Source organism: Mesorhizobium sp. M0208 (genome assembly GCF_040322015.1).
In the GTDB taxonomy this organism is placed as follows: Bacteria; Pseudomonadota; Alphaproteobacteria; order Rhizobiales; family Rhizobiaceae; genus Mesorhizobium.
Map to the genome: position 1 here is coordinate 1 of NZ_JAMYSP010000058.1, position 22,550 is coordinate 22,550.

The window sequence follows — 22,550 nt, forward strand, 5'->3', positions numbered from 1 at the left end:
ATTGCCCTGTTGTGGGGGGGGCCGGTTTTTTTTAATAACACCCTGTTAACCCGCGCCCGCGGGTCTCCGGGCGCGCGCCCGGTAAGACCGGCGGCGCGTGATCGTTGATGCTTCTCCTGATGGTCGGGAGAGGGATTTCGGTGATCAAGATCGGGGAGATGATGATGATACTGGATTTGCATCGGCAGGGCCTGTCGGTGTCGGCGATCGCCAGGGAGAGCGGGATCGACCGCAAGACGGTGCGCAAATACATTGAGCGCGGGCTCGAGGCTCCGGCCTACGGACCGCGCAAGCCGCGTCAGGCGGTGATCGATCCCTTCACGGCCTATCTTCGCGAACGCGTCACGCGATATCCCGGACTCACCGGCAGCCGGCTTTTCCGGGAACTGAAGGACCTCGGCTATGGCGGCGGCTACACGGCCGTCACCGACTTCCTGCGCGACGTCCGTCCTGCCGCGGCGGAGCGTGGATACGAGGTTCGCTTCGAGACCCCGCCCGGCGAGCAGGCGCAGGTCGACTTCGCCCAGTTCAATGTCGTCTTTACCGATGAGCCGACCACGCCGAGAATCGTCTGGCTATTCTCCATGGTGCTTGGCTTCAGTCGCCTTATCTGGGCACGCTTCGTCGTCCACCAGGATCTGCCGACTGTCTTGCGCTGCCATGCTGGGGCTTTCGAGGCGCTGGGCGGCGCTCCTCGCGAAGTGCTTTACGACCGTATGAAGACGGCTGTGATCGGCGAAGGCGATACCGGCGGCATCGTCTACAACCGTGCCCTCGTCGATCTTGCCCGCCACTATGGTTTCCATCCCAAGGCCTGCCGGCCTTACCGCGCCAAAACAAAAGGCAAGGTCGAGCGACCGTTCCGCTACATTCGCGAGGGCTTCTTCCTGGCCCGGTCCTTTCGCAACCTCGAAGACTTGAATGCGCAGTTGCGTCACTGGCTGGACACGGTCGCAAACCCGAGAGTTCACGCAACCACACGGCGTGTCGTCAACGAAGCTTTTGCCGAGGAGCGGGCAGCGCTCCGGCCGCTGCCGTTGGCTCCGTTCCGATCGGTCCTGAAGCTCGAGCGACGCATCAGCCGGGAGGGCATGGTTAGCGTTGGCGGCAATTTCTATAGCGTGCCCGACGCCACCAGGCGCCGTGTCGTCGAGGTGCACACTCTGGCCGAAGAGGTACGCATCTTCGAGGACGGCGCACTGATTGCCATCCATCCCATTCTAGAAGGTCGGCACCAGCGTCATGTCGAGCCCGGGCATCGCAACATCCACGTCCACAAGCGCCGACAAAGACTGAGGAACGACGAGGTCATCCTTCATAGCTCAGGCGACAGGGTCGCTCAGCGCCCGTTGGCCTTCTACGATGCCGTCGCCCGGGTGATGGCGAAGGAGCAGCGTCCATGACGAATGCGCTCGATACCACGCCATCCACAATCGACCGTATCCGCCACGATCTCGTCGGCCTGAAGATGCCACGAGCGCTCGAAGCGCTCGATCATATCGTGCGCCGGCTCGAGCAAGGCGAGATCGCCGCCCTCGAAGCCATGGACATCCTCCTTTCGGAAGAGTTGACCCTCCGCGAGAACAGCCGGATCAAAACGGCACTGCGCATGGGGCGTCTGGCCACGATCAAGACGCTCGCCGGCTTCGACTTCTCTTTCCAGCCCTCGCTCGACCGAGATCGAATCTTCACGCTCGCCCAACTCGGCTTCGTCGCCCGCTGCGAGATCGTCCACTTCCTCGGCCCACCCGGCACAGGCAAGAGCCATCTGGCCATCGCACTTGCCGTCGAGGCTGTGAAGGCTGGAAAGAGCGTCTATTTCTGCACGCTCGCCGAACTCATCGCCGCACTGGCAAGGGCCGAACGCGAAGGCCGCCTGCAGGAACGCATCCGCTTCTTCTGCCGGCCTGCTCTGCTCGTTGTCGACGAGATCGGCTACCTGCCCGTCATCCACGGTGGCGGCAATCTGTTCTTCCAGCTCGTCAACGCCCGCTATGAGAAGGGCGCCATGATTCTCACCTCAAACCGCGGCTTCGCCGAATGGGGCGAGGTCTTCGGCGATCCTGTCGTCGCAACCGCACTTCTCGATCGCCTGCTTCATCATGCGTCGTCGTCCAGATCGAAGGATCGAGCTATCGGCTCCGACAACACGCCGAGCTCATGCCCGAACACCTGCGATCAAAAGCCTCCATCACGCCGCCGACGCTCAACGCACCATCACGACCGCGCGGCCGGCCGCCGACAAATGGACACCCTTCCGCAACAGCCTGAGCGGCAAAACTGGGGAATTTTACTTCGGCACTTTTGGGGAAAATTCGAGCGGCATTGACACCGGCGGTGACAGTGCCGGGCTGCTCGTCTGCCTCACCGGGCTGCGCAGCAAGGCCGAGGCGCGCACGGGCACGCTTTATCCGTTGGTGGTGATCCAGGAGGCGGGGCTGGACGGCTTCTGGATCGACCGGGTGCTGAACCGCGAGGACTGGATCGAAAGTCACATCGTCGATGCGGCATCGGTCGCGGTGTCGCGCCGCCACCGTCGCGCCAAGACGGATCGGCTTGATGGCGAGGCGCTGATCCGCGCCCTGCTGGCCGTCAAGCGGGGTGAGCCGCGCGTCTGCTCGATGGTCCGGGTGCCGACGCCCGAGAATGAGGATCGCCGCCGGACCAACCGCGAGCGCAAGGTGCTGGTCGCCGAACGGGTCGAGCACGTCAACGGCATCAAAGGCCTGCTCTTCAGCCAGGGCATCCGCGACTACGAGCCTTTGCGCCGCGACCGCCGCGATCGCCTGGAAGAACTGCGGACCGGCGATGGCCGCGGCCTGCCGGCCCGCATGAAGGCCCAGATCGGCCGCGAACTTGACCGTCTCGAATTGCTGCTCGGCCAGATCAAGGCGGTGGAGGCCGAGCGCGACGCGCTGCTCGCCGCGATGGCGGTGGACGCCTCGACGCCGGCAGCGATGTTGCTCAAGCTGAAGGGCATCGGGCCGGAATTCGCGACGATCCTCCACGCCGAAGGGCTGTTCCGGCATTTCAACAACCGCAGGCAGGTGGCCGCCTACGCGGGACTGGCACCTTCCCCATGGAAGAGCGGCACGATCGATCACGAACAAGGCGTGTCGAAGGCAGGCAATCCGCGGCTGCGAACGACGATGGTCGAGCTTGCCTGGCTGTGGCTGCGCCATCAGCCGGCCTCGGGCCTGGCCCGCTGGTTCAGCGAACGGGTGGCGCGCAACGGCGGCGCCTCAAGAAGGCGATGATCGTCGCGCTCGCCCGCAAGCTGCTGGTGGCGCTGTGGAAATACGCGACCGCCGGCGTCATCATCCAGGGAGCGCTCATGAAAACCGCATGACCGCTTCCACCACCCTTTTCCTCCATTCCGCAAAGGCCTAATCAGCCTTTCGGATCCAGGTGGGCGAACCGAAAATATGCATGGCCTCAACAGCCGATCGGCAGAATGGTTTCGTCTTCCTGAGCCTGCGCCCGCCGCAAGCGGGATATTGGAGCTGCCGCCAGGAGCGGCGACCGCATGTGAGGTGGATGAGGCCCGGCGACCGGGCCGCGTCGGCGTCGCCCGTCCCGACCGACAAGCCTCACCCGCAGTTTCTGCTCATCTTCTTCCATCACAAGGTGTCCACCTATTTTGGTGGACACCTCATGCATCAGAGCACTCAACAGCAAAAGGTGCGGGGAAATTCGCGCTTACATCTCGATAGAGTCTTCGCTGTGATCCTTAACGGAAGTAACGTAGGTGTCAAACTGTGTGTTGTTCTGGAATACATACAGTCCGCCTTTCTGCCGAACCTCTCTTCGGAGGCACATTTCGCTCTCGGCCGCGGCGACGAGATCACGGCTATAGCGGCTGAGACGTTGCAGCCTCTCTGTTTCCTTTTATGAGCAGATGGGGTGCAGTTTGCCAGAAATTGAGCCCCCACTGCCAAAGCCTCGGATCCAACAATCATGTTACACGGACTAATGGATCACGCCCGGAAATCGCTTTAGCATGGCACCAACGGCTTGCGGTGCTGCCCAGGCTTTCGCATGGCCGACAGCGATGATGCCTGCATTCGCGCGGCTGCACATTTCGGACGGGCCGGGCAAAGCATCAATCACGATTCCTTCTACGCCTCTCTTCGCAAGGGCGTAGGCGGTCATGATGCCTGTCACACCTGCGCCGACCACGGCGACGCTGCGGTTTCGAACTGTGTTAGTCATTGCTATGCCTTCAAATACCGACGTCGCCAAATTCGCTTTCAGGATCCCCTCAAGGAGCGGAACCGGAGGCTGCAGGGCACAGTTCATCGCGCTCCCTCGCCAGAGCTGCTTCGCCCAGGGAGCTTCTTTGAGGTCTGACCTCGTCTCACTGATTGGAGACACGGTCCTAAGCAAGGACCCCATAAACACGCGTGGTAATCCACAAGATCTGTGCATCCTCGTCGCTCACTGAAATTAACGCGTGTCCCATAGTGGAATCGAAATAACTGCTGTCTCCTGGGAAGAGGCGAACAGGTGCATAATGCTCAGTGTGCAACATCACCTCGCCGGATAACACGTAGAAGAATTCCTCCCCCATGTGTCCCTGAATTTCAGAAAACTCCATGATCGAGCGTGCGCGCACACGCGTCAGCAGGGGGGTGAACTGCTTCGTCGAAAGGTCAGCGCTGAGCATTTCGTATTCGTAATGAGCCGACTTCTGCAGAATGCCCTCGCCCCTTCTGGTCACGACCCTACGTCCCGCCGCACCAGCCTTGTCCGTGATGCTGCCGAAGAGTTCCGTAACGTCAACGGCAAGTCCGACAGCAAGGCGCAGGATCGTCTCATACGTTGGCGATACCTGACCGTTTTCCACCTTCGAGACTGCGGAAATCGATAGCCCCGACCTTTGCGCCAAATCATTCAACGTGAGCTTGAGCTGTTTGCGCAATCTTTGAACGGTTGCGCCAATTGAAGGATAACCATTTTGTTTTACATAATCTATTTGGGGCATGTTTTTCGTTTCCATCACCTGCCCGGCTTTAAAAGATTGCAAATCCATAGGAGTCTAAGTTTGGTGAGTTCCGAATCCCGCTTAAGCGATGAATGGTGGATGCTCACGCATCGCCTTGCGTTTCGCAGCATCAACTTTGAGATCGGGCACGCTGGCACCGCCCATCCAGGAGAACGTCGCCTTATGTAAGGGTGATGTGAAGGCCACATTGAGGGAATTGTCGGCTTTACCTGCTAAGGTCGGCTGGCTGAGCGCGGTAAGCGCCAAGAGCGGTTTTATATTTGATGACAGTGTTCTCCATAGCAGTTGCCCTGTTGTTGAAATTTCAATGATTACCGGCGCACCATAAACACTGCCTTTACCGCAGTTCGGCTTCACCCCCCCAGATCGTTTCGTAAATTCGTATTAGATTTTCACCGTAAATCTTGCGAATGTCGTCGGCTGTAAAGCCGCGCCGCAGAAGGGCTTCCGTCAATGCCAACAGCGTTTTAGGAGTCTCGATGCCTGCCGGATAAAAATGCGGGGGTTCGGGATAGGCTTCGGGGCTCCAGCTATTATTGGCAATAAGTTTCTCGTATTCTTTCAATGAAGTGGCGTCATCCATATAGGGGAACTGGCCGTTATAATAATCGATGCCCAGCGTGATGTACTGCGTCCCGACAAGGTCGCACATATGAACAATGTGATCGATGAACTGATCGATCGTCGGACGCTTGTCACTTGACACGAAGCCAGGAAAGCCCACCACGCCGATTGTGCCCCCGTTCTCGGCGATCGCCTTTATTAATTCGTCAGAAATATTGCGTGGCGAGGGATGAACAGATTTCGCGTTGGCATGCGAAATGATTACCGGTGCCGAAGAATGCTCGACCGCGTCCATGGTCGTTCGAACGCCGGTGTGCGAGCAATCGATAATCATGCGCGTTTGGTTCATCCGTTCGACAACCTGCAATCCAAAGCGACTCAGGCCAGCGTCGGTACGCTCTTCGCACCCATCGCCGATACGGTTTTTCACGTTGTACGCCAGTTGCATGATGCCAATGCCCAAGGCCTTAAAGGCATCGATCAAATCGAGGTTGTCCTCGATCGGGTCAGCTCCTTGGAAGTGCAAAATAATGCCAATCTTGCCCAGCCTTTTGGCCTGACGAATGTCCGCGGCAGTACGGACCAATATCAGGTCATCGCGTTCGCGCAGCAGCTTTTGCCATAACCCGACTGTCCGAAGCGTCGCCCCAGCGCCGTACCAAGCCCCGACGGTGGGTGCAATCGCCGTCAGACCGCCCGTCCTATAGGCAGAAATCGTACTCGTATCGTCCAGCAATGGGCATACGGCATCGATGATAATTGCAGCCTCATGCAGCCGTTTCGCGATGGAATCCATCCAAGTTCCTCCCTCTCCTACCCACTGTGACCCGTCTGGTCGAAGCCGGTAGTACCGACGCGGTCTCCTGGAAGCCCCACCGACACTCCTTGCTCAGGCACTGCAATTCTCTGATAGGAAATTTTTATCATTTTGGCAATAAAATTGTCATGTTGTCGTTATCATTGAGGCTTCGGGCGAAAACGCGCCGCTTTACGGAATGGCTGAAATAGGCCCATAAATAGAGAGGGTCGGACATGGGCCTGACACCCAGCGCTTCGACCCTCATGAGGTTGTCAGGCCGTCCATGAACAAAGCTCACCGCGCATAGCCATCCCCGGTTTCCATCGCGAGAACAATACGTTCGCGCCGTTCGGGGCTTCCTATGATGACTTCTTGCGGGCCGACGGATACCCTGCAATGACCACCCGCGCGGCCATCCTCTACGTCTCCTTCCTCTAGCGCATCCGATCAGCGGCTTCGTCTGCACGGGCGGCCTATGATTTGGTGCGGTTGGTCTGGGCCGCCGCGGAACCGTGCAACCCGTCAACCATGCCTACGAGCGTATTGCCGAGGAGATCTGCAAAGGCATCCAGGGTCGGCGAGCTCGACGCCATACATCTCGACCTGCATGGTGCGCTGGTCGTCGAATCCTTCGAGGACGGCGGAGGTGGACTGCTGCGACGCGTGCGGGCGCTTGTCGGCCCCAAACTGCCGGTCAGCGTCAGCCTCGACATGCACGCTAACGTGACCGAAGCGATGGTCGAGCTCTCCGACGGCATCACCGTCTACTGGACCTACCCACATGTCGCTATGGTCGAAACCGGGCAACGCGCCTTCGACTCCTAGATGTTTGATCCCATGCTTTCATGGTGAGATTTTTTCTTCCGAATGGAAGGACGCGCTATGGGACAAGTTCTACACGGTCGCGCCACGACGACGGAGGCAATCTGTCGAGCAATACAAAAGCAATACAAAAGAGTCATGAGAGGCTGCGGGCGCTGGCCAAGCGCTACGGCGTCGATCAGAAGACGGTTGCGAAATGGAGGAACCGCACGTCGACTGACGATCTTCCTACGGGTCCCAAAGACCCGAGCCCGACGGTGTTGTCTGTGGAAGAAGAGGCGGTCATCGTCGCTTTTGCAAGCACACGCTGCTGGCCTTAGGCGATTGTCTCTACGCCCTTCAGCCGACGATCCCGCATCTGGCGGCGGTGGTCGTTGCATCGTTGCACTCGGCCTGTTGTGGGATCCAGAGGCAAAAGCAGCCGACTACGCTGGCCTGGGTGCAGAAATCGATGCCCGCCTCGGCGGCCGCTAATGGCTACGTTGCAGGAACCTTGTGTGGGAAGGTGCCGCGTAAAGGCGCTTTCCGACGGGGTATTTACCTGCCGCGACCCATTTAACGGCGACGCGCCCGTCGATGTCGGTCCGATGGCGTGCCTACGCATCTTAGATGTCAATTCCGACGTACAGGTGGCTGTGGCCAGCACTCGCTTTCAGTGCCTCTACCAAGACCTTTTAAGGGCCGTCGCCATCAAGCCGAAGGTTGACGCCGTGAACACCCACGTCCGTGCTGATCTGGGCCGATTGCCAACGAGATCATTATGTCGACTCGCCCGGTCCTAGTATTTTCCGCAACGTACAGGAACCTGCGTCCTGGCGAACTCCGATCGGGCTTTCCGTTTCCTGAGAACCTGAAAGCACAATGGGAGCCAACTGATAAGCGTTTTGTGCAATTGGGTCCGCCCTTGGCGACACGACTGCCAACACATTTTTCCTTGCCAAGGCTAAAGTGTCAAACGAACTTCCAAATTTTGCACGCCGATTCACACTAAAGCATGTCGCGTTTTAAGGGATTCAGGATTGATTGGGATATGGGGTACGCCTCGCGACGCCGCCCCTCCCACACCACCGGGCATACGGGTCCGTACGACGGCGATTTGGATTAAGCTTGGGCAGAGACATGAAGTCGAGGGAGACCGCGAGACTCGAAATGATGATCGCGTACGGCGTGTTGGACCGCCGGGTGTCCTGACATGCGCCAGAATCCCATTGGTGAACCGCAGCTCCGAACGTAGGTCCGCCATGACGGCGCAGTTCCTTGAAGCGGTTGTGCCCATTCCTCCATTGCCGCCAGGACATATGCGTAATTTTCGGCAGATCCACGCTTCCAGGTGTGTGATTACTCAAGGCCTTTGGCAGAAGCCGAAGTAGCGCGCCAACCGATGAGGTATGGCTTCAGGCAGACTGATGCCTTGGGTCCGACCAGGAAGGTCAAGGCGATCACGGAAGAACTGTGCGGTCAAGCCTTCGGCCGGACAGCACGGCGACCAGCGCCGTCAGCTACACCATGCCAGCGGGGCACAATCTAAGCGTCCTCGTCGACCCGCGTTCCTCCCGTGCAATGTTCGGCGACGATCACTTTTAGCTGGCGCTACCTGCGCTGGGTGGTAACAGGCCGCAGATCATTCCTATTCACCGAAGGTCGGATATGGTGTGATCGACCAATCGATTAAGTCGACGGCCCGCTGAAGTATCGCTTGGGTCTGAGCAAGATTGGGTGAAACGGCCATGACATATCCCATAGAGTCTCGGGTGTCGCCTTTCCTGACGATCGGTGTCCTGGGTTCAATATACAATTTGACCTCGGCGACACCTGGTACAGCAGCGGCCAGACTGCCGTTGTCGATCCAATCGAGAGTGCCATCGCGATCAGGAAGTAGGTTTCGCCAGGCCGCAACGTGCGAACGCGCTTTGCGCAAATTCCATTCACTGCCGATGACAAGCTTGATGTGCTCGGTAATGAGATCGACACCGTAAGCCAGCTGAATGTGTTGAGGACCGCCGCCAAGACGCGGATTGACTTCAATGACGACTGGACCAACCTTCGTCCACCGGAGTTCAATGCACGTTGGGCCCCACCCAAGGCCGAGAGCGCGCAAACAACTCAGCGAAACATCCGCTATACGCTCGTGGTCGTCATCAGACAGCGGTGCCGGAAAGATGCCCTCACGATAGACGAAATGCGGTGGGGCGCCGAAGTCACCGGCCTCAATCCCAATGACTTCATCTCCCATTATATGCGCGATATAATGGAGTCCTTGTGCAAATTCTTCGACCAGCATCCTCGGCAAGGAGTGCCATATGTGCTTCCCGCCCAACAGATACGTCGTATGTTCGGCGACCTCGTCGAAGTCGCGGCACAATCGGACACCCCTGCTGCCGCTGCCTATAGCGGGCTTAAGGATCACCGGCAGCCCGATCGCCGCGGCGGAGCTTTCTACCTCCATCGCGTTCGCTGCCAAGCGATAAGCAGGTATCGGAACGCCAGCCTCCCCGAGGAGCTGACGTTGAGTGAATTTGTTGCAGCATCGTTCAATGGATGTTGGGTTCGGTCCCGGCAGATCGAAATAGCGGCAGAGCTTCCCAACTGTCGCATAGAACCGGTCACCAGCGCACGTAATGCCGGCAATGTCATACGTCGCATGTAACCGAGAACATTCGCGGATCAGCGCATCAAGATTGTCTGTATTGACACGGATTGCCTCAATGCCGTCCGCCGCAAGATAGTCGTACTGAGATGGATCGGCCGACAGGGTAATTGGATGAAGACCAAGACGTTGGGCCGCTTGGACGTATAGCGGACCATTATACTTTGTACCTTCAACCAGGATGAGCGCTCTTCTTGCCATGGGCAGTTGTCTCCGGCGTTGCGGGCTGTGCGGCGGTCCGAGCGTACATCGGCATAAGCTTTCTCAGCCGCGCCTGACCTCAGACCTCGTGGTGAAGGTACCATCGTCAGCGATTTCCGGTCGGAAAGATTCTGTAAATTTATTTGAAGGATCTGTTGCCAACTTGATTGCCGGCCCTGTGGCACGGAGCGTCTCAATGAATTGCGAAGTGCGACAGCAATGCCTTATCAGTGCCACGAGCCCATAGCCTATTCGCCTGCTCACACGCAGCATCGCACCAGAATGATATCAAAGTATTCTTTTGATTCAGGCTAGTTGTGGATGCAAGAGGCTTCTGGCTCTTTTCGACGTGTGATCGAGTGCGGTCTTCTGCCAGGCCTTCATGTGCGGCATTTCCATAAGCCGCTGACCGGTATGGTGATCTGCAGATCAGGTCCAAATCTCAACAACGAGCGCATTGGCTCTTTGGCTTCAGCTGGTGTCCTAATCCAGATCTGTTCGACCGTTGCGCCCATTCGGGTCGTCGCCTTCTCACACCCCCTTACCGGCGCCGGGCTGTTTGCTGCAGGTCGATCACGCAGCCGCAGCCGACGCCAATAATCCTCATTCGTTCTCAGCATCGCCCAGATTGCCCGCGCCATCTTGTTCGCCAGGGCGATCGCCACGAGCATTCGCGGCTTTCTCGCCAGCATATGGGCCAGCCAAGATCCCTTGGACATAGATCTGCGACCTAGCCAGTTCAAACGTGACATGGCCCGGATGATGAGCAATTGGCGAATGTCGGCTTGTCCCTCCTCTTAAACCCGCGCGAGGCGTTCCTTACCCCCCGAGGAATGCTGCCGTGGACAAGGCCCAGCCAAGGCGCGAAGTCCCACCCGCGTTTGGAGCTGGCCATGTCGGGTGCGAATGCTTCAACCGCCAGCGCGGTCAGCGGGCCAACTCCCGGCATGATCTGCAGCCGCTGCACTGTTTCGGTCTCTGTCGCCAGCTTCCATGCAATCTGGGCGATAAGGACCTGGCATTCGTGGCGGAGGAGTTCGGGCAGATTGCTCTTTGGTTCCTCGACGGTCTCCTTAATGCGAGTGAGGTGATGGATGCCTTGCGCGACGACGTGGCCGTATTCGTAGAGAATAGCACGCAATGCATTCACCAGCTCGGTGCGCTGATGGAGGAGGCGCTGGCGAGCTCGGAACAACACTGCCTTGGCCTGCTGTTCCGATTTCGGCTCGACGAATCGCATCTCCGGCCGCTGGGCCGCAATCACAATCGCCTCCGCATCGGCGGCATCGTTCTTGGCGATTTACGAAAGGCTTCGCATATTGCGGCGCGATCAGTTTCACCTCATGGCCGAGCCTGGTCATCTCCCGAGCCCAGGAATGGGCGCTGCCACAGGCTTCCGCGTCGGTGACGGCTGAGATCAGGTCAGGCGAGACGTCGATGCCATAGAGCTCCTCCAGGTGACCGCGGATCTCGCGCACGCTCATGCCGCGTGCATACATCGACACGATGTTGGCGTCGAAATCGGGAAAGCCGCGCTGATACCTGGCGATCAGCTTCGGGTCGAAGGTTCCGCCCGGTCGCGCAGAATCGACAGCGTCATCTTCGATGTGCCGGTCAGCACCGTCTTCGTCGAATAGCCGTTGCGTCGATTGGCGCCGCCCTCCGCGCGTTCGTCCTTGAGGTGCTCGTCAAACTCGGCGTTGAATATCCGACAGCGCCCTCTTCAGGTTGTCCAGCAACCCGTCCTTGGCAAACACCTCATTCGGATCGCGGCCCGCAAGCAGCTGGTCCAGAAGTTCCTTCTCGATAGCCATGGGATGATTCTCTCCTTTCCATCATCATGACCTCGCGCACAGAATTCCTGACAGTCCCCGGCAGCGCCCGCACGACGCCGTGTCTTCGAGCCGAGTTCCAAGCGTCGGCAAGAGAGCACCCGGTCACTTTGCCACCCGCTACGGCATGAACCCGAAGACGGTAAAGAAACGGCGCAGCCGGATGGCCGATGCGCCGATGGGACCCAGGGCGCCGAAGAGCACTGTGCTGACGCCGGCCGAGGAAGTCATCGTGGTGGCGTTCCGGCAGAAGACGCTGCTGCCGCTGGAGGACGTACTCGGCTGTCTGAGAGACACCATCCCCAACCTCAGCCGCAGCGCCCTGCACCGCTGTCTCCAGCGTCACGGCGTCTCCCGGCTGCCGGTCGAGGAGACCAAGGAGCAGCGCAAGCGGTTCAAGACCTACGAGATCGGCTACGTCCACATCGACAGCTGCGAGTTGCGCCACGCCGACGGCAAGCTCGTCATGTTCCTGGCCAGCGGGGGTCTCGAAGTTCACCTACGTCGAGTTCCATGACAGCGCCGAGAGGATGGAAGGCTCAGCCTTCCTCAAAACCGTGGTGGAGGTCTTCCCCTACAAGATCCACATCGTGCTCACCGACAATGGCATGGCCTTCGCCGACCTGCCAAGAACCGCGACGGCCCCAGCCGCCGCTTTCTGGGTCCGCACATCTTCGACCGTGTCTGCATCGCAAACGGCATCGAGCACCGGCTGACCAAGCCCTATCACCCTTGGACCAACGGCCAAGCCGAGCGGATGAACCGCACCATTAATGACGCCACGGTCAAGGTCTCCCACTACGACGACCTGCAAAGCCTCAAGGCCCATATCCTGGCCTTCTCGCCGCCTACAACTTCGCCAAACACCTCAAGGCTCTGCGATGGCGAACGCCATACCAGGTCATCTGCGGGGCCTGGACGAAGGACCCGTCAATCTTCAAGATCGATCCGCATCGCCTCATTCCGGGACCACACACCTATGTCGTCGTGACGATTTAAGGTTTAGGGATTCCCCTTTGGTTGCAAATCAGATTCAACGCTGATTTTTGGGTCGGCGATGACTGTGGATGGCCCGCTCGGGCGGCCGCTGGCGCGACCTGCCAGCAAAGCTTGGCGACCACACGAGTATCGCTGGAATCGAGATGGACGTGCTCGATGCCCTGTTGGCGGTTCTGGCGCGCGAAGCTGATCTGGAATGGCTGATGATCGACTCGACTATCGTGCGGGCGCATCAGCATGCCGCCGGCGCGCGCAAGGAAAAGATCCCATGAGGCGACGGGCGGCGGAACTCAGGTAAGGTTTCGGGGTCCGACATCCTAACCCTGGAGACGTCTCATGAACCTCTCATCCGTTGCTCTGCCGCCCGTCGACGAGAAGACTGCCACAATTTTCATGGCGCTGGAATTGAGCAAGTCGACCTGGCTTGTGGCCCTGCACTCGCCGGCGGTCGACAAGATCAGCCTGCATCGCCTGCAAGGAGGTGACACCGAAGGGCTTATGGCTCTCATTGAACACCGGCGCGAACAGGCGCAGGCCGCCTTGACGCGTCCGGTTCGGGTAATGTCGTGCTACGAGGCCGGCTACGACGGTTTCTGGCTGCATCGTTTCCTGTGCGACCGCGGCATCGACAATCAGGTTCTGGACGCGGCCAGCATCCTGGTCGACCGCCGGTCACGCCGCGCCAAGACGGACCGCCTCGATGCGGCGGCGCTGCTGCGCACGCTGATGGCGATGGAACGTGGCGAGCCGAGGGTCTGCCGGGTTGTGCGAGTGCCGAGCCTCGAGCAGGAGAACGATCGCCGTCGCAGCCGGGAACGGGCTCGGCTCGTCAACGAACGCGGCCAGCATTCGAGCCGCGTCAAGGGGCTTTTGATGACCCAGGGCATCCGCGACTTCAAGCCAGCCAGACGGGACTGGCGTGAGCAGCTCGAGACGCTGCGCACGGCTGACGGGCGGGATCTGCCGCCCTGCCTGAAGAACGAGATCAAGCGCGAGTGCCGCCGCTTGTGGCAAGTAATCGAGATGATCATGGAGGTCGAGGCTGAGCAGCGTCAGGCCGCCGAGACCACAGCTCCCGGGATCGCCCAACTGAGTCATCTGCGTGGCATCGGCCTGACTATCGCAAGCGTAATGACGAACGAGGTGTTCTTCCGCGATTTCCAGAACCGGCGTGAGGTCGCCGGTTATCTCGGTCTTGCATCCAGCCCTTGGAGCAGCGGCGCGGTCAGCCGCGACCAAGGCATCCAGAGATCGGGCAATCCGCGAGCGCGACGAACCGCCATTGAACTCGCCTGGCTGTGGCTGCGCCATCAGCCCGATAGCGGTCTCGCGCGCTGGTTTCACGAGCGCGTCGGCACCGGCAAAGGACGCATCCGCCGCACCATGATCGTCGCCTTGGCGCGCAAGCTGATAATCGCCTTGTGGCGGTATCTGACCCAGGGCCTGCTGCCGGAGGGCGCCATGACCAAGGCCTGACGAAAGAGTTCGACGCGAGGGCGGCCAACGTCACTTGCGACGAAGCGGGATGGATGTGGACCGGCGCCCCCCAGGGCTGTTAACGCCGTCAAAAAGATGGGTCCCATCCTTCCCGGCCTCGCCAAACTTGCCCGTGCATGCGGGATATGGGTGCAGGCTCCACCCGAGCCGACCGGATATGAGGTGATGTGGACTTGTTCCGCAATTCGCCGCGAGGCCGATCCCGACTACGTTCGAAAGTGACTAAGCCGTCACCACTACCATTGACACGATGTGCCTCATATGAGGGGGGCGGATGCCCAGGGCCTGGGTCGTTCTCGGGGCGGGCTGAGCACCAAAATCCACGTCGCCAGCGATGCGCTCGGCGATCCGGTTCGTCTGATCGCCAGCCCCGCACAACGCAACGCCATCGCCGTTGCCCAGGATCTCGTCGATGGCATTGAGGCTGGCGCCACAATCGCCGACAACGGCTATGATGCCGACCATCCGCACTAAAAATCGCCGAAACGGGGGCAAAGGTCGTCATCCCGCCGAAGCGAAACCGCAAGATCCAACGTCCCAACGACGCCCACCTCTACAAGGAGCGCAAATATCATCGAGCGCTTCTTCAACAAGCTCAAGCAGTTCCGCAGTGTCGCAACCCGCTACGACGAGCAGCTGGCCAACTTCATGGGCTTCGTCAAACTCGCAGCTATCGCAATATGGCTCAAATAGTTAAATCGGTCACTACGCCCTAATCGTCCTGCTGTTCTTCCTTAAGAGCGGCCTTATGGTGATCCATTCGGGACGTGGGGGCACCGGGAGCACGAAGATGCGGACAGACCGTCGGTAGACCGTGGGCTGAGAGCCCGAGCTCGTTACATGGCCGCTCCTCGCGACTTTCCCGGATGCGCTGCGGGCGGCCGATCAGTAGGTGTCCTTTTGCCCGCCAGCTCCCGTCTTTAACCGAGCCAGGAAGGGGGAAATAGGCATGGTGTCCGGCGTCAGCACGGATGGGACCAAACCCGCTTAACTGAGAACGGAGGATTTCTGGTTCATCGTAGCCTTTCAAAGGAGCGAAGATGAGACAGAAATCCGGGACCGGGAAAGTGTTTGCGGAGAAGGTCATGAAGGACATCCGCCGTGCGACCCGCAAGCAGTATTCGGCCGAGGAGAAGATCCGCATCGTGCTGGAAGGCTTGCGCGGCGAGGAGTCGATCGCAGCGCTGTGCCGGCGCGAGGGTATCGCCGAGAGCCTGTATTACAACTGGTCGAAGGAGTTCCTGGAAGCCGGCAAGAACCGGCTGGCGGGCGACACGGCACGTGCCGTCACCAGCGACGAGGTGAAGGTGCTGCGCAGGCAAGCGCACGATCTCAAGGAGGTCGTCGCCGAGCAGGCGCTGGAGTTGCGGATTCTCAAAAAAGCATGATCGCGGATGGGGCGACGTCGAATGAGATACCCCCGCATCCGAGAAACAGCAGATCATCCGCCTGGTCGAGAACTCGCACCTGTCGGCGCGGCGCACATTGCAGAAGCTCGGCATTCCGCGCTCGACCTTCAATCGCTGGTATGACCGCTTCCTTGCCGGCGGTGTCGACGCGCTGGAGGATCGCACGCCCCCGCCGAATCGGGTCTGGAACCGCATTCCCGAGGAGACGCGCGATCAGATCATCGAGCTGGCGCTGAACGAGCCGGAGCTGTCGCCACGGGAGCTGGCGGTGACCTTCACCGACACGAAGGGCTACTTCGTCTCGGAATCCTCGGTGTATCGGCTGCTCAAGACTCATGACCTGATCACCAGCCCGGCCTTCATCGTCATCAAGGCCGCCGACGAGTTCCACGACAGACGACGACGCCCAACCAGCTCTGGCAAACCGTTTTACCTATCTCAAGGTCATCGGCTGGGGATGGTTCTACCTGTCGACCGTGCTCGACGACTTCTCGCGATACATCATCGCCTGGAAGCTGTGCACCACAATGAAGGCAGGGGACGTCACCGACACGCTAACCATGGCGTTGCGGGCATCCGGCTGCGACAGCGCCAGAGTGGTGCAGCGGCTGCGGCTCCTGTCCGACAACGGCCCGTCCTACGTCTCTTCTGACCTGACTGCCTGGCTTTCCGGCAAGCGCATGGAACATACGCGTGGAGCGCCCTGCCATCCCCAGACCCAAGGCAAGATCGAGCGCGGGCACCAGACGCTGAAGAACCGCATCCTGCTCGAAAACTACTTCATGCCGGGCGATCTCGAGCGGCAGATCACGGCGTTCGTCGATCACTACAACCACCGTCGCTACCACGAGAGCCTCGGCAATCTCACACCAGCGGACGCCTACTTCGGGCGCGGCCACACCATCATGCTCGAAAGAAAAGGATCAAACGCGAAACCATCAGACAGCGCCGCTTATTCATCGAAGCGGCCGCTTAAAATGACAACCCTGATGGGCCAGAGCCTCCGTTCCGCTGCATCTGTGGTTGCGCCGCATGTGAACAAGGTGGTAATCGCCAACCCGAAACAGGTGCGTTTCATTGTCCATGCCAAGATCAACACGGACAAGATCGATGCCGGCGTTCTTGCGCAGCTCTGGCCAGCGGCTTCTTACCAGAAGTCTGGGTCGCGGATTAGCCGAGGCAGGCGCTGCGCCGCCAGATCACACGGCGCATCAGATCGTCCGGCAGAGATCGCGCTTGAAGAACACCATCCAGTCGATCCTTCACCCACCTGATCCCGTCTTGTCCGCATGCCGACCTGTACGGCGCCAAGGGTCGGGCCTGGTTGAGTGAACAGGTTGTGCCGGAAGACGAGCGCCTTGCGATCGACCAGCTCGTGCGCGAGTTCGATCGGCTCGGCGAAGACCTCCAGGTCATGCAGGGCGATCTGGCCAGCTCGGCTCTCGCCGGTGATGGCGTGAAGCGGCTGGTGACTATCCCCGGGGTCGACAGGACCGTCGCGCTGCGATGAAGGCCGCGATTTGGCGACGTGAACCGCTTGATTAGCCACAGAGGCCGGGCGTGCCTTTGGTATACGGCCCACATTCTGAGTCCGCTCGATCTTGAGGGGATGACGGCCAAGCAGCATTGCGGTCGATCACATTACCATCGTAACCATTCGGCAATGCCCCGCTCCTCGTCATTTCGAGTTCCCGCGCAATTTTGCAGCAGAGCCGGGGAAGAAATTTAGCCTCAATTGAGGCCCCCTACTCGATTCCATATACCCCCAGCGCGCGCTCGCGTGTGATAAGACCGTTCCTGATATCCTCCTCGACCGCTGCACGGTCACGCTCCTTTGGATCCCCATACCCGCCGCCGCTGCCAGTCACGACGCGGATCACGTCGTCGGTGTGCGTAACAAGTCCCGAGACGAAGGCGAAGCGCTCGCTGGTGCCGTCCTTGCGGATGAACCGGACATAGTTGGACGAGCCCTCTCGGCCCCCATTTAGCGCCCAGGGTGGGAATTTCGAGCGTGTGTACCCGACGGTGAGAAAGCCCTTATCGGCACGGACACGGTAATCCATTACGATGCCACGACCGCCGATATATTTGCCCTCACCGCCCGGCTCCAGATTGAGCTCCATTCGGTCCACGTAGAGACCATTGCGCGCCTCGTTGATCTCTGCCGGACAGTTGTAGGTCTCTCCGTGGAAGCTTGAGAAGATGCCGGTGTTGCCATCGCGGCGGGGGCTCGCACCCCAACCGCCGAGTTGCGGTTCGACGATAGTGTATTGACGGCCCGTGTCGGGGTGGATACCGCCGATAAAGGTCCCGCAGAGCGAGCCAAAATGTCCAGCTGCCAGCCGCTCGGGCATATGTGGCGCTAGGCAGCGCCACATTAGATCCTTTATCCGCAGCCCGACCTCGTAGTAGAAACCGAGCGGCGCCGGCTCCCTGGCATGAAAGACTGAGCCCTCGCGTGTCAGCAGCCGAATCGGCCGGAAGGAGCCCTCGTTTGCCGGTGAATTGGGATCGATCAGCGACTTGAATAACATCTGCGTGCAGACCATAACCCCGTCGCGGCTGGTATTCACCGGGTTAGTCGATTGGTCTGGGTTGTCTCGCAGGTCGAGCACGAATTCGGCATCTGAGATCGTAATCTTCACGTTGAAGATGCGCCCGTCATCCTGCTCTTCGGAAAGTTCGAATACGCCCTTCGGCAGACTCGCGAGCTCGGCGAGCGAGACCTGTTCGCCGACATCCATGGAGTAGGAAAGGGCGTTCTCGAAGGTCTCGACACCGTACTTCTCGGCGAGCTCCTGCAGGCGCTTAGCCCCAATGCGCACTGAGGCGATTGCTGCCCATACATCGCCTTGCAGCACATCCGGCATGCGCGAATTCACTTTGATAATCTCCATCACGGAATCAATGGGTTCGCCCTTCGAAATTATTTGGACAGCTGGGAGCCGCAGCCCCTCCTGGAAGATCTCGGTTGCTTCGCCGGTGAGCGAACCCGGCGCTATACCGCCGACGTCTGAGTTGTGCGCAATATTAGCCGTCCAAGCGATGATGCGTCCGCTCGCGAAGACAGGCATCGCGACCACGATGTCGTTCAGATGCGTGACGCCGCCGTAGTAAGGATCGTTGGTTGCGAAGACGTCACCTGGCTCGATCTCGCCCGGCCTGCCGAACTTTTTTCCGATCACCTTCACGGCCTTATCCAGTACTCCGACGAAAGCCGGAATACCTGCGCCCGACGAGGCGAGCGCGCCTTGCGCATCGGTGATGCCGGTGCCCATGTCGAGCACCTCGTAAATAATTGAGCTCATCGCGGTTTTTTTCATGACCGCGAACATCTCGTCGGCAGTTGCCCCCAGCGAATTCTGGATGATTTCCAGCGTGATCGGGTCGTCGGTCTTTGTCGCCATTGTCATATCCCTACGCCACCAGATGGATGTAGATGTTGCCATAGCCGTCGACGTGGACCTGGTTGCCCGGATGGACGAGCACGGTGCTGCCCAAATCCTCCACGATCGCCGGGCCGCCGAAGGTCATGCCCGGCTCGAGCTTGCCGACGTCGTAGATCGCCGCCTTGTGAATGCCCTCAAGCGCGTAATCGACATTGCGGTAGCCCTTGAGGGCATCCTCCGCCGTCGCTCCGGTGGAAGCATGATTCCGCATGGTAGGCTTACTGACCTCGGCAGAAGCCACCAGATGGATGCCGACCATTTCGACCGACGCCCTGAGCCGATAGGTGTATTCACGCTGATAAGCCTCGTGGAAGGATGCCTCGATCCCAGCGAGCTGCTCGTCTATGATTTGGCCCGCGGCGATCAGCACCTCGGTAGTATGTTCCTGGTTCAGATAGCGGAATTTGCCGTAGCGCAGGAACCGGATCCTGCCTGCCTCGATGCCTTCAGCCGCAAATTGTGCGCGGGTTTGCTCCTCCGCTTCGGCGAAAGCCTGGTCAATAACGGCTGCAGCGCCCGGCTTCAAGTCAATGAGCCGCGTCACGAAATAGTCGCGCCGCAGGTCCGACATCATCATGCCCCAGGCCGAGAAGACGGCAGCGGCGGCCGGCACGACAACCTTTCGCACGCCGAGCTCGGCTGCCAGCGCGACCGCGTGCATGGGGCCGCCGCCGCCGAAGGCGACGATCGTGAAGTCGCGCGGGTCGTAGCCACGATTGACGGAGACTAGCTTCAAGGCATTGACCATATTGTTGTTGGCGATGCGGATGATGCCGCGCGCCGCCTCGTCAGCGTCCACGCCGAGCTTTTGGCCCACGGCTTCGATCGCCACCTTCGCTGCGCCCATGTCAGCGATGACTTCGCCACCGCAGAAATAATCCTTATTGATGCGGCCGAGCCAGAGATTGGCGTCGGTAGTGGTCGCCTGGGTGCCACCCCGTCCGTAAGCCGTGGGACCTGGTACGGCGCCGGCTGATCGGGGGCCAACATGCAGCTTGCCGAAATCATCGACCCAGGCGATGGAACCGCCGCCATTGCCGATTTCGACCAGATCGACCACCGGCACCATGATGGGATAACCCGCTGAGGTGCTGTCGCGCTCGATCGAGTAGTCGGTCTTGATCTTTACCTCACCGTTCTCGATCAACGAGCACTTCGCCGTCGTCCCCCCGATGTCGAGCGCGAGCACGTTCGCCTCTCCAATCAGCTTGCCGAGCTCGGCTGCGCCCAAAACGCCAGAGGCAGGTCCCGATTCAACCATTGTGATCGGAATTTTCGAGACCGACTCAAGCGAATCCACGCCGCAGTTGGATTGCATAATATAGGGGCTCTTTCTGAAACCCTTCTCCTTCAACCCCGCGAGCAGTCCCGAGAGGTAGCGCTCGGAGGCCGGCTGCACATAGGCCGACAGCACTGTCGTGTTGGTCCGCTCATATTCGCGCCATTCGCGTGTAATCTGGTGCGAGGACACGACCGAGACGACTGGCCAGAGCCGCTGCACCTCGGCGAGTGCGGCCTTTTCGTGGCTGGTGTTCGCATAGGAATGGAGAAAGCAGATTGCGATAGCTTCAACGCCTTCCCTTTTGAAATCCTGGATGATTGCCGGAAGGCAGGAGAGGTCGAGCGGCTTCAGCTCCTCCCCCTTGTAGGATATGCGGCCCGGCAGTTCGTGGCGCAGGTAACGCGGAACGAAGGGTTTCGGCTTCTGGTAGTGCAGGTTGAAAAAGTCGGGACGGTTGCCGCGCGCGATCTCAAGCGTATCGCGAAAGCCCTGCGTGGTGATGAGGCCGACCTTGGCACCATTTCGCTCCGTTAGCGCGTTGATAACGACGGTGGTGCCGTGGGCAAGGAAGTCGACCGAACTTGGGTCAACGCCACCCTTCTCGAGGACATTTAGCACGCCCTTCTCGAAATTGGGCGGGATGGTATCGGATTTCGCCGTGATGACGCGGGCCTCGCCCGTCGAATGATCAGTCTCGAAGCAAACGAGATCGGTGAAAGTGCCACCGACATCCGTCGCGACGCGGATCGTCGTATCGGTCATCAACGGCCTCCCTCGGCGTTCAACAAAGAAAAAATCAGGCATTCTCATTGGCTCTCTCCATGACCCGGTTCCGTAGCTAGCCTCTTGGGCGGTGATGACCGGAACTGCGCCGACGAGCCGCGAGGACTGTAGGTTGGCGAACACTTTCGCGGTCAAATTGAGCTCGACAAGCCTGCCCTTCTCGAACCGGGCGACACGGTCGAACATCCACCGCACTTGGCGAGAAAGCAGCCTTGCCAGAGAAGAACTCCATGACGTCAATAATCAGCCACGGCGGTCTGCGCCAAACAGTTGGCACGGTCGCCGCGGCTAGCACTCTCTTTGGCGGGCTGAACAAACCATGTTGATGGCCCACCGTTCTCGATGGCGGCGAGAGGGTGAGGCTTGTTCCCGTTCGCAATGACCAGTTCGCAGCCCGCGTCCATGGCGATTCTTGCTGCCTTCAACTTTGTCACCATGCCACCCGAACCGTGGCGAGAGGGGGAATGACCGGCCATGGCCTCAATCTCGGGAGTAATGCATCGAACCTCTGTCACCAGACAGGCCGTCGGGTTATCGTGTGGGTCTTCCGAGAAGAGGCCATCCACGTCGGAAAGCAGAATGACAACGTCGGCGTTTACCATCTGCGCGACCCGTGCCGCCAGCCGATCATTGTCGCCAAAACAGATCTCGGCCGTTGCGGTCGTGTCGTTCTCGTTGATAATGGGTACAGCGCCAACTTTGAAAAATTGTTGAACGGCTGGCCGCGCATTGAAGCGGCGCTGCTGGTTGTCTATGTCGTCGCGGGTCAATAGTATTTGCCCCATGCCAAACCCATGGCGCTTTAAACTCTCTTTAAAGGCAAGCATGAGTCGAACCTGACCAATCGCGGCGGCCGTTTGCTTCTCCTCAACTCGCAAAGCTCTGTCCAGATGATTGAAGTGACATGATCCTAGTGCAACAGAACCAGAGGTGACGATGATCACCTGCTGTCCGCGTGCGAAAAATCGGACGACATCCTTTATCAGAGTTTCAAGCCAAGGACCGCGTATCTCTCCGGTCCCGGTATCTGCAATCAGTGCTGAGCCAATCTTCACGATCAGCCGGCGAGCCGAACGCAATTTGACCGCGTTCGTTATTGCTGTCATTGAGTTTTCGGCGGCAAAATTGAAGGCATTCACCAACATTCTTCGACCTGCTGCTCTCTCGTGCCCGTCAACTTGCACCAATGTTCGGCGACGATCACGCCTCATCTGTCGCCGCCTGCAGATTGTTCTTGTTCGGGGCCGGAAATGGTGTGATC

Annotated in this window: 14 protein-coding genes and 8 pseudogenes; 13 read left to right on the forward strand and 9 right to left on the reverse strand. The window is 59.5% G+C overall.

The features are described 5' to 3' along the window. Positions 1 to 140 precede the first annotated feature (140 nt). From istA to NKJ17_RS31440, 3 genes and pseudogenes are all read left to right on the forward strand, one after another. Positions 141 to 1,403 carry an IS21 family transposase gene (istA, locus tag NKJ17_RS31430; protein WP_352691601.1) on the forward strand — a complete coding sequence of 421 codons (1,263 nt, stop codon included), beginning with the start codon at positions 141 to 143 and terminating at the stop codon, positions 1,401 to 1,403. Next, positions 1,400 to 2,271: pseudogene (gene istB, locus NKJ17_RS31435) on the forward strand (IS21-like element helper ATPase IstB). Before istA ends, istB begins: the two are co-directional and overlap by 4 nt. Positions 2,272 to 2,333: 62 nt before the next feature. After that, positions 2,334 to 3,349, forward strand: a pseudogene (locus NKJ17_RS31440) (IS110 family RNA-guided transposase); the annotation flags it as partial. 620 nt (positions 3,350 to 3,969) lie between these two features. Here the strand turns inward: NKJ17_RS31440 and NKJ17_RS31445 are convergent. The 4 genes from NKJ17_RS31445 to NKJ17_RS31460 all read right to left on the reverse strand — a co-directional run bounded on the left by NKJ17_RS31445 (position 3,970) and on the right by NKJ17_RS31460 (position 6,365). Then, positions 3,970 to 4,299: an FAD-dependent oxidoreductase gene (locus NKJ17_RS31445; protein WP_352691603.1), complete on the reverse strand. Its 330-nt coding sequence runs from the start codon at positions 4,297 to 4,299 to the stop codon at positions 3,970 to 3,972. 79 nt (positions 4,300 to 4,378) lie between these two features. Beyond that, positions 4,379 to 5,032, reverse strand: a complete 654-nt coding sequence (locus NKJ17_RS31450) for a helix-turn-helix domain-containing protein (RefSeq protein WP_352691605.1) — start codon at positions 5,030 to 5,032, stop codon at positions 4,379 to 4,381. A gap of 33 nt (positions 5,033 to 5,065) precedes the next feature. Beyond that, positions 5,066 to 5,362 carry a hypothetical protein gene (locus NKJ17_RS31455; RefSeq protein ID WP_352691606.1) on the reverse strand — a complete coding sequence of 99 codons (297 nt, stop codon included), beginning with the start codon at positions 5,360 to 5,362 and terminating at the stop codon, positions 5,066 to 5,068. Beyond that, a complete protein-coding gene (locus NKJ17_RS31460; protein WP_352691607.1) occupies positions 5,343 to 6,365 on the reverse strand; it encodes a membrane dipeptidase in 1,023 nt (340 codons plus the stop codon). Before NKJ17_RS31460 ends, NKJ17_RS31455 begins: the two co-directional genes overlap by 20 nt. Before the next feature lie 444 nt (positions 6,366 to 6,809). Here NKJ17_RS31460 and NKJ17_RS31465 point away from each other — a divergent pair, with 444 nt between their 5' ends. The 3 genes and pseudogenes from NKJ17_RS31465 to NKJ17_RS31475 all read left to right on the forward strand — a co-directional run bounded on the left by NKJ17_RS31465 (position 6,810) and on the right by NKJ17_RS31475 (position 7,972). After that, the gene (locus NKJ17_RS31465; RefSeq protein WP_352691617.1) at positions 6,810 to 7,193 is read left to right on the forward strand and encodes a M81 family metallopeptidase; all 384 of its coding nucleotides are present in this window, start codon (positions 6,810 to 6,812) and stop codon (positions 7,191 to 7,193) included. 57 nt (positions 7,194 to 7,250) lie between these two features. Further along, positions 7,251 to 7,576, forward strand: a pseudogene (locus NKJ17_RS31470) (IS481 family transposase); the annotation flags it as partial. Between the two features lie 87 nt (positions 7,577 to 7,663). Continuing rightward, on the forward strand, positions 7,664 to 7,972 hold the full coding sequence (locus NKJ17_RS31475; RefSeq protein ID WP_352691608.1) for an MlrC C-terminal domain-containing protein: 309 nt from the start codon (positions 7,664 to 7,666) through the stop codon (positions 7,970 to 7,972). A gap of 845 nt (positions 7,973 to 8,817) precedes the next feature. Here NKJ17_RS31475 and NKJ17_RS31480 read toward each other — a convergent pair. Continuing rightward, complete coding sequence (locus NKJ17_RS31480) at positions 8,818 to 10,038, reverse strand: ATP-grasp domain-containing protein (RefSeq protein WP_352691609.1); 1,221 nt, start codon at positions 10,036 to 10,038, stop codon at positions 8,818 to 8,820. A 596-nt stretch (positions 10,039 to 10,634) separates the two neighbouring features. Further along, positions 10,635 to 11,852 (reverse strand): annotated as a pseudogene (locus NKJ17_RS34170) (IS110 family RNA-guided transposase); the annotation flags it as partial. Positions 11,853 to 11,878: 26 nt separating this feature from the next. On the opposite strand from NKJ17_RS34170, the pseudogene NKJ17_RS31500 reads away from it, so the two are divergent. The 7 genes and pseudogenes from NKJ17_RS31500 (at position 11,879) to NKJ17_RS34180 (ending at position 17,285) form a co-directional block, all read left to right on the forward strand. Beyond that, positions 11,879 to 12,869: pseudogene (locus NKJ17_RS31500) on the forward strand (IS481 family transposase). 62 nt (positions 12,870 to 12,931) lie between these two features. Next, positions 12,932 to 13,132, forward strand: a pseudogene (locus tag NKJ17_RS31505) (IS5/IS1182 family transposase); the annotation flags it as partial. A 73-nt stretch (positions 13,133 to 13,205) separates the two neighbouring features. Next, complete coding sequence (locus NKJ17_RS31510; protein WP_352619201.1) at positions 13,206 to 14,345, forward strand: IS110 family RNA-guided transposase; 1,140 nt, start codon at positions 13,206 to 13,208, stop codon at positions 14,343 to 14,345. Between the two features lie 288 nt (positions 14,346 to 14,633). After that, positions 14,634 to 15,059, forward strand: a pseudogene (locus NKJ17_RS31515) (IS5 family transposase); the annotation flags it as partial. A gap of 347 nt (positions 15,060 to 15,406) precedes the next feature. Further along, positions 15,407 to 16,751: pseudogene (locus NKJ17_RS31520) on the forward strand (IS3 family transposase). A 1-nt stretch (position 16,752) separates the two neighbouring features. Further along, positions 16,753 to 17,049: a hypothetical protein gene (locus NKJ17_RS34175; RefSeq protein WP_502906589.1), complete on the forward strand. Its 297-nt coding sequence runs from the start codon at positions 16,753 to 16,755 to the stop codon at positions 17,047 to 17,049. A gap of 50 nt (positions 17,050 to 17,099) precedes the next feature. Next, complete coding sequence (locus tag NKJ17_RS34180; protein ID WP_502906590.1) at positions 17,100 to 17,285, forward strand: hypothetical protein; 186 nt, start codon at positions 17,100 to 17,102, stop codon at positions 17,283 to 17,285. Positions 17,286 to 17,520: 235 nt separating this feature from the next. On the opposite strand, the gene NKJ17_RS31530 is transcribed toward NKJ17_RS34180, so the two are convergent. From NKJ17_RS31530 to proB, 3 genes are all read right to left on the reverse strand, one after another. Next, complete coding sequence (locus tag NKJ17_RS31530) at positions 17,521 to 19,182, reverse strand: hydantoinase B/oxoprolinase family protein (RefSeq protein WP_352691613.1); 1,662 nt, start codon at positions 19,180 to 19,182, stop codon at positions 17,521 to 17,523. A gap of 10 nt (positions 19,183 to 19,192) precedes the next feature. Continuing rightward, entirely contained in the window at positions 19,193 to 21,268 is a 2,076-nt protein-coding gene (locus NKJ17_RS31535; RefSeq protein ID WP_352691614.1) for a hydantoinase/oxoprolinase family protein, read from the reverse strand. Between the two features lie 257 nt (positions 21,269 to 21,525). Beyond that, positions 21,526 to 22,434 carry a glutamate 5-kinase gene (proB, locus tag NKJ17_RS31540; RefSeq protein WP_352691616.1) on the reverse strand — a complete coding sequence of 303 codons (909 nt, stop codon included), beginning with the start codon at positions 22,432 to 22,434 and terminating at the stop codon, positions 21,526 to 21,528. Positions 22,435 to 22,550: the final 116 nt, after the last annotated feature.

What these genes read in the sequence shown, in the direction of transcription:
- NKJ17_RS31445 (WP_352691603.1), bottom strand. Translation starts at nt 4,299, where the DNA reads ATGAACTGTGCCCTGCAGCCTCCGGTTCCGCTCCTTGAGGGGATCCTG.
- NKJ17_RS31450 (WP_352691605.1), bottom strand. Translation starts at nt 5,032, where the DNA reads ATGGATTTGCAATCTTTTAAAGCCGGGCAGGTGATGGAAACGAAAAAC.
- NKJ17_RS31460 (WP_352691607.1), bottom strand. Translation starts at nt 6,365, where the DNA reads ATGGATTCCATCGCGAAACGGCTGCATGAGGCTGCAATTATCATCGAT.
- NKJ17_RS31475 (WP_352691608.1), top strand. Translation starts at nt 7,664, where the DNA reads ATGGCTACGTTGCAGGAACCTTGTGTGGGAAGGTGCCGCGTAAAGGCG.
- NKJ17_RS31480 (WP_352691609.1), bottom strand. Translation starts at nt 10,038, where the DNA reads ATGGCAAGAAGAGCGCTCATCCTGGTTGAAGGTACAAAGTATAATGGT.
- NKJ17_RS31510 (WP_352619201.1), top strand. Translation starts at nt 13,206, where the DNA reads ATGAACCTCTCATCCGTTGCTCTGCCGCCCGTCGACGAGAAGACTGCC.
- NKJ17_RS34175 (WP_502906589.1), top strand. Translation starts at nt 16,753, where the DNA reads ATGACAACCCTGATGGGCCAGAGCCTCCGTTCCGCTGCATCTGTGGTT.
- NKJ17_RS31530 (WP_352691613.1), bottom strand. Translation starts at nt 19,182, where the DNA reads ATGGCGACAAAGACCGACGACCCGATCACGCTGGAAATCATCCAGAAT.
- NKJ17_RS31535 (WP_352691614.1), bottom strand. Translation starts at nt 21,268, where the DNA reads ATGACCGATACGACGATCCGCGTCGCGACGGATGTCGGTGGCACTTTC.
- proB (WP_352691616.1), bottom strand. Translation starts at nt 22,434, where the DNA reads ATGTTGGTGAATGCCTTCAATTTTGCCGCCGAAAACTCAATGACAGCA.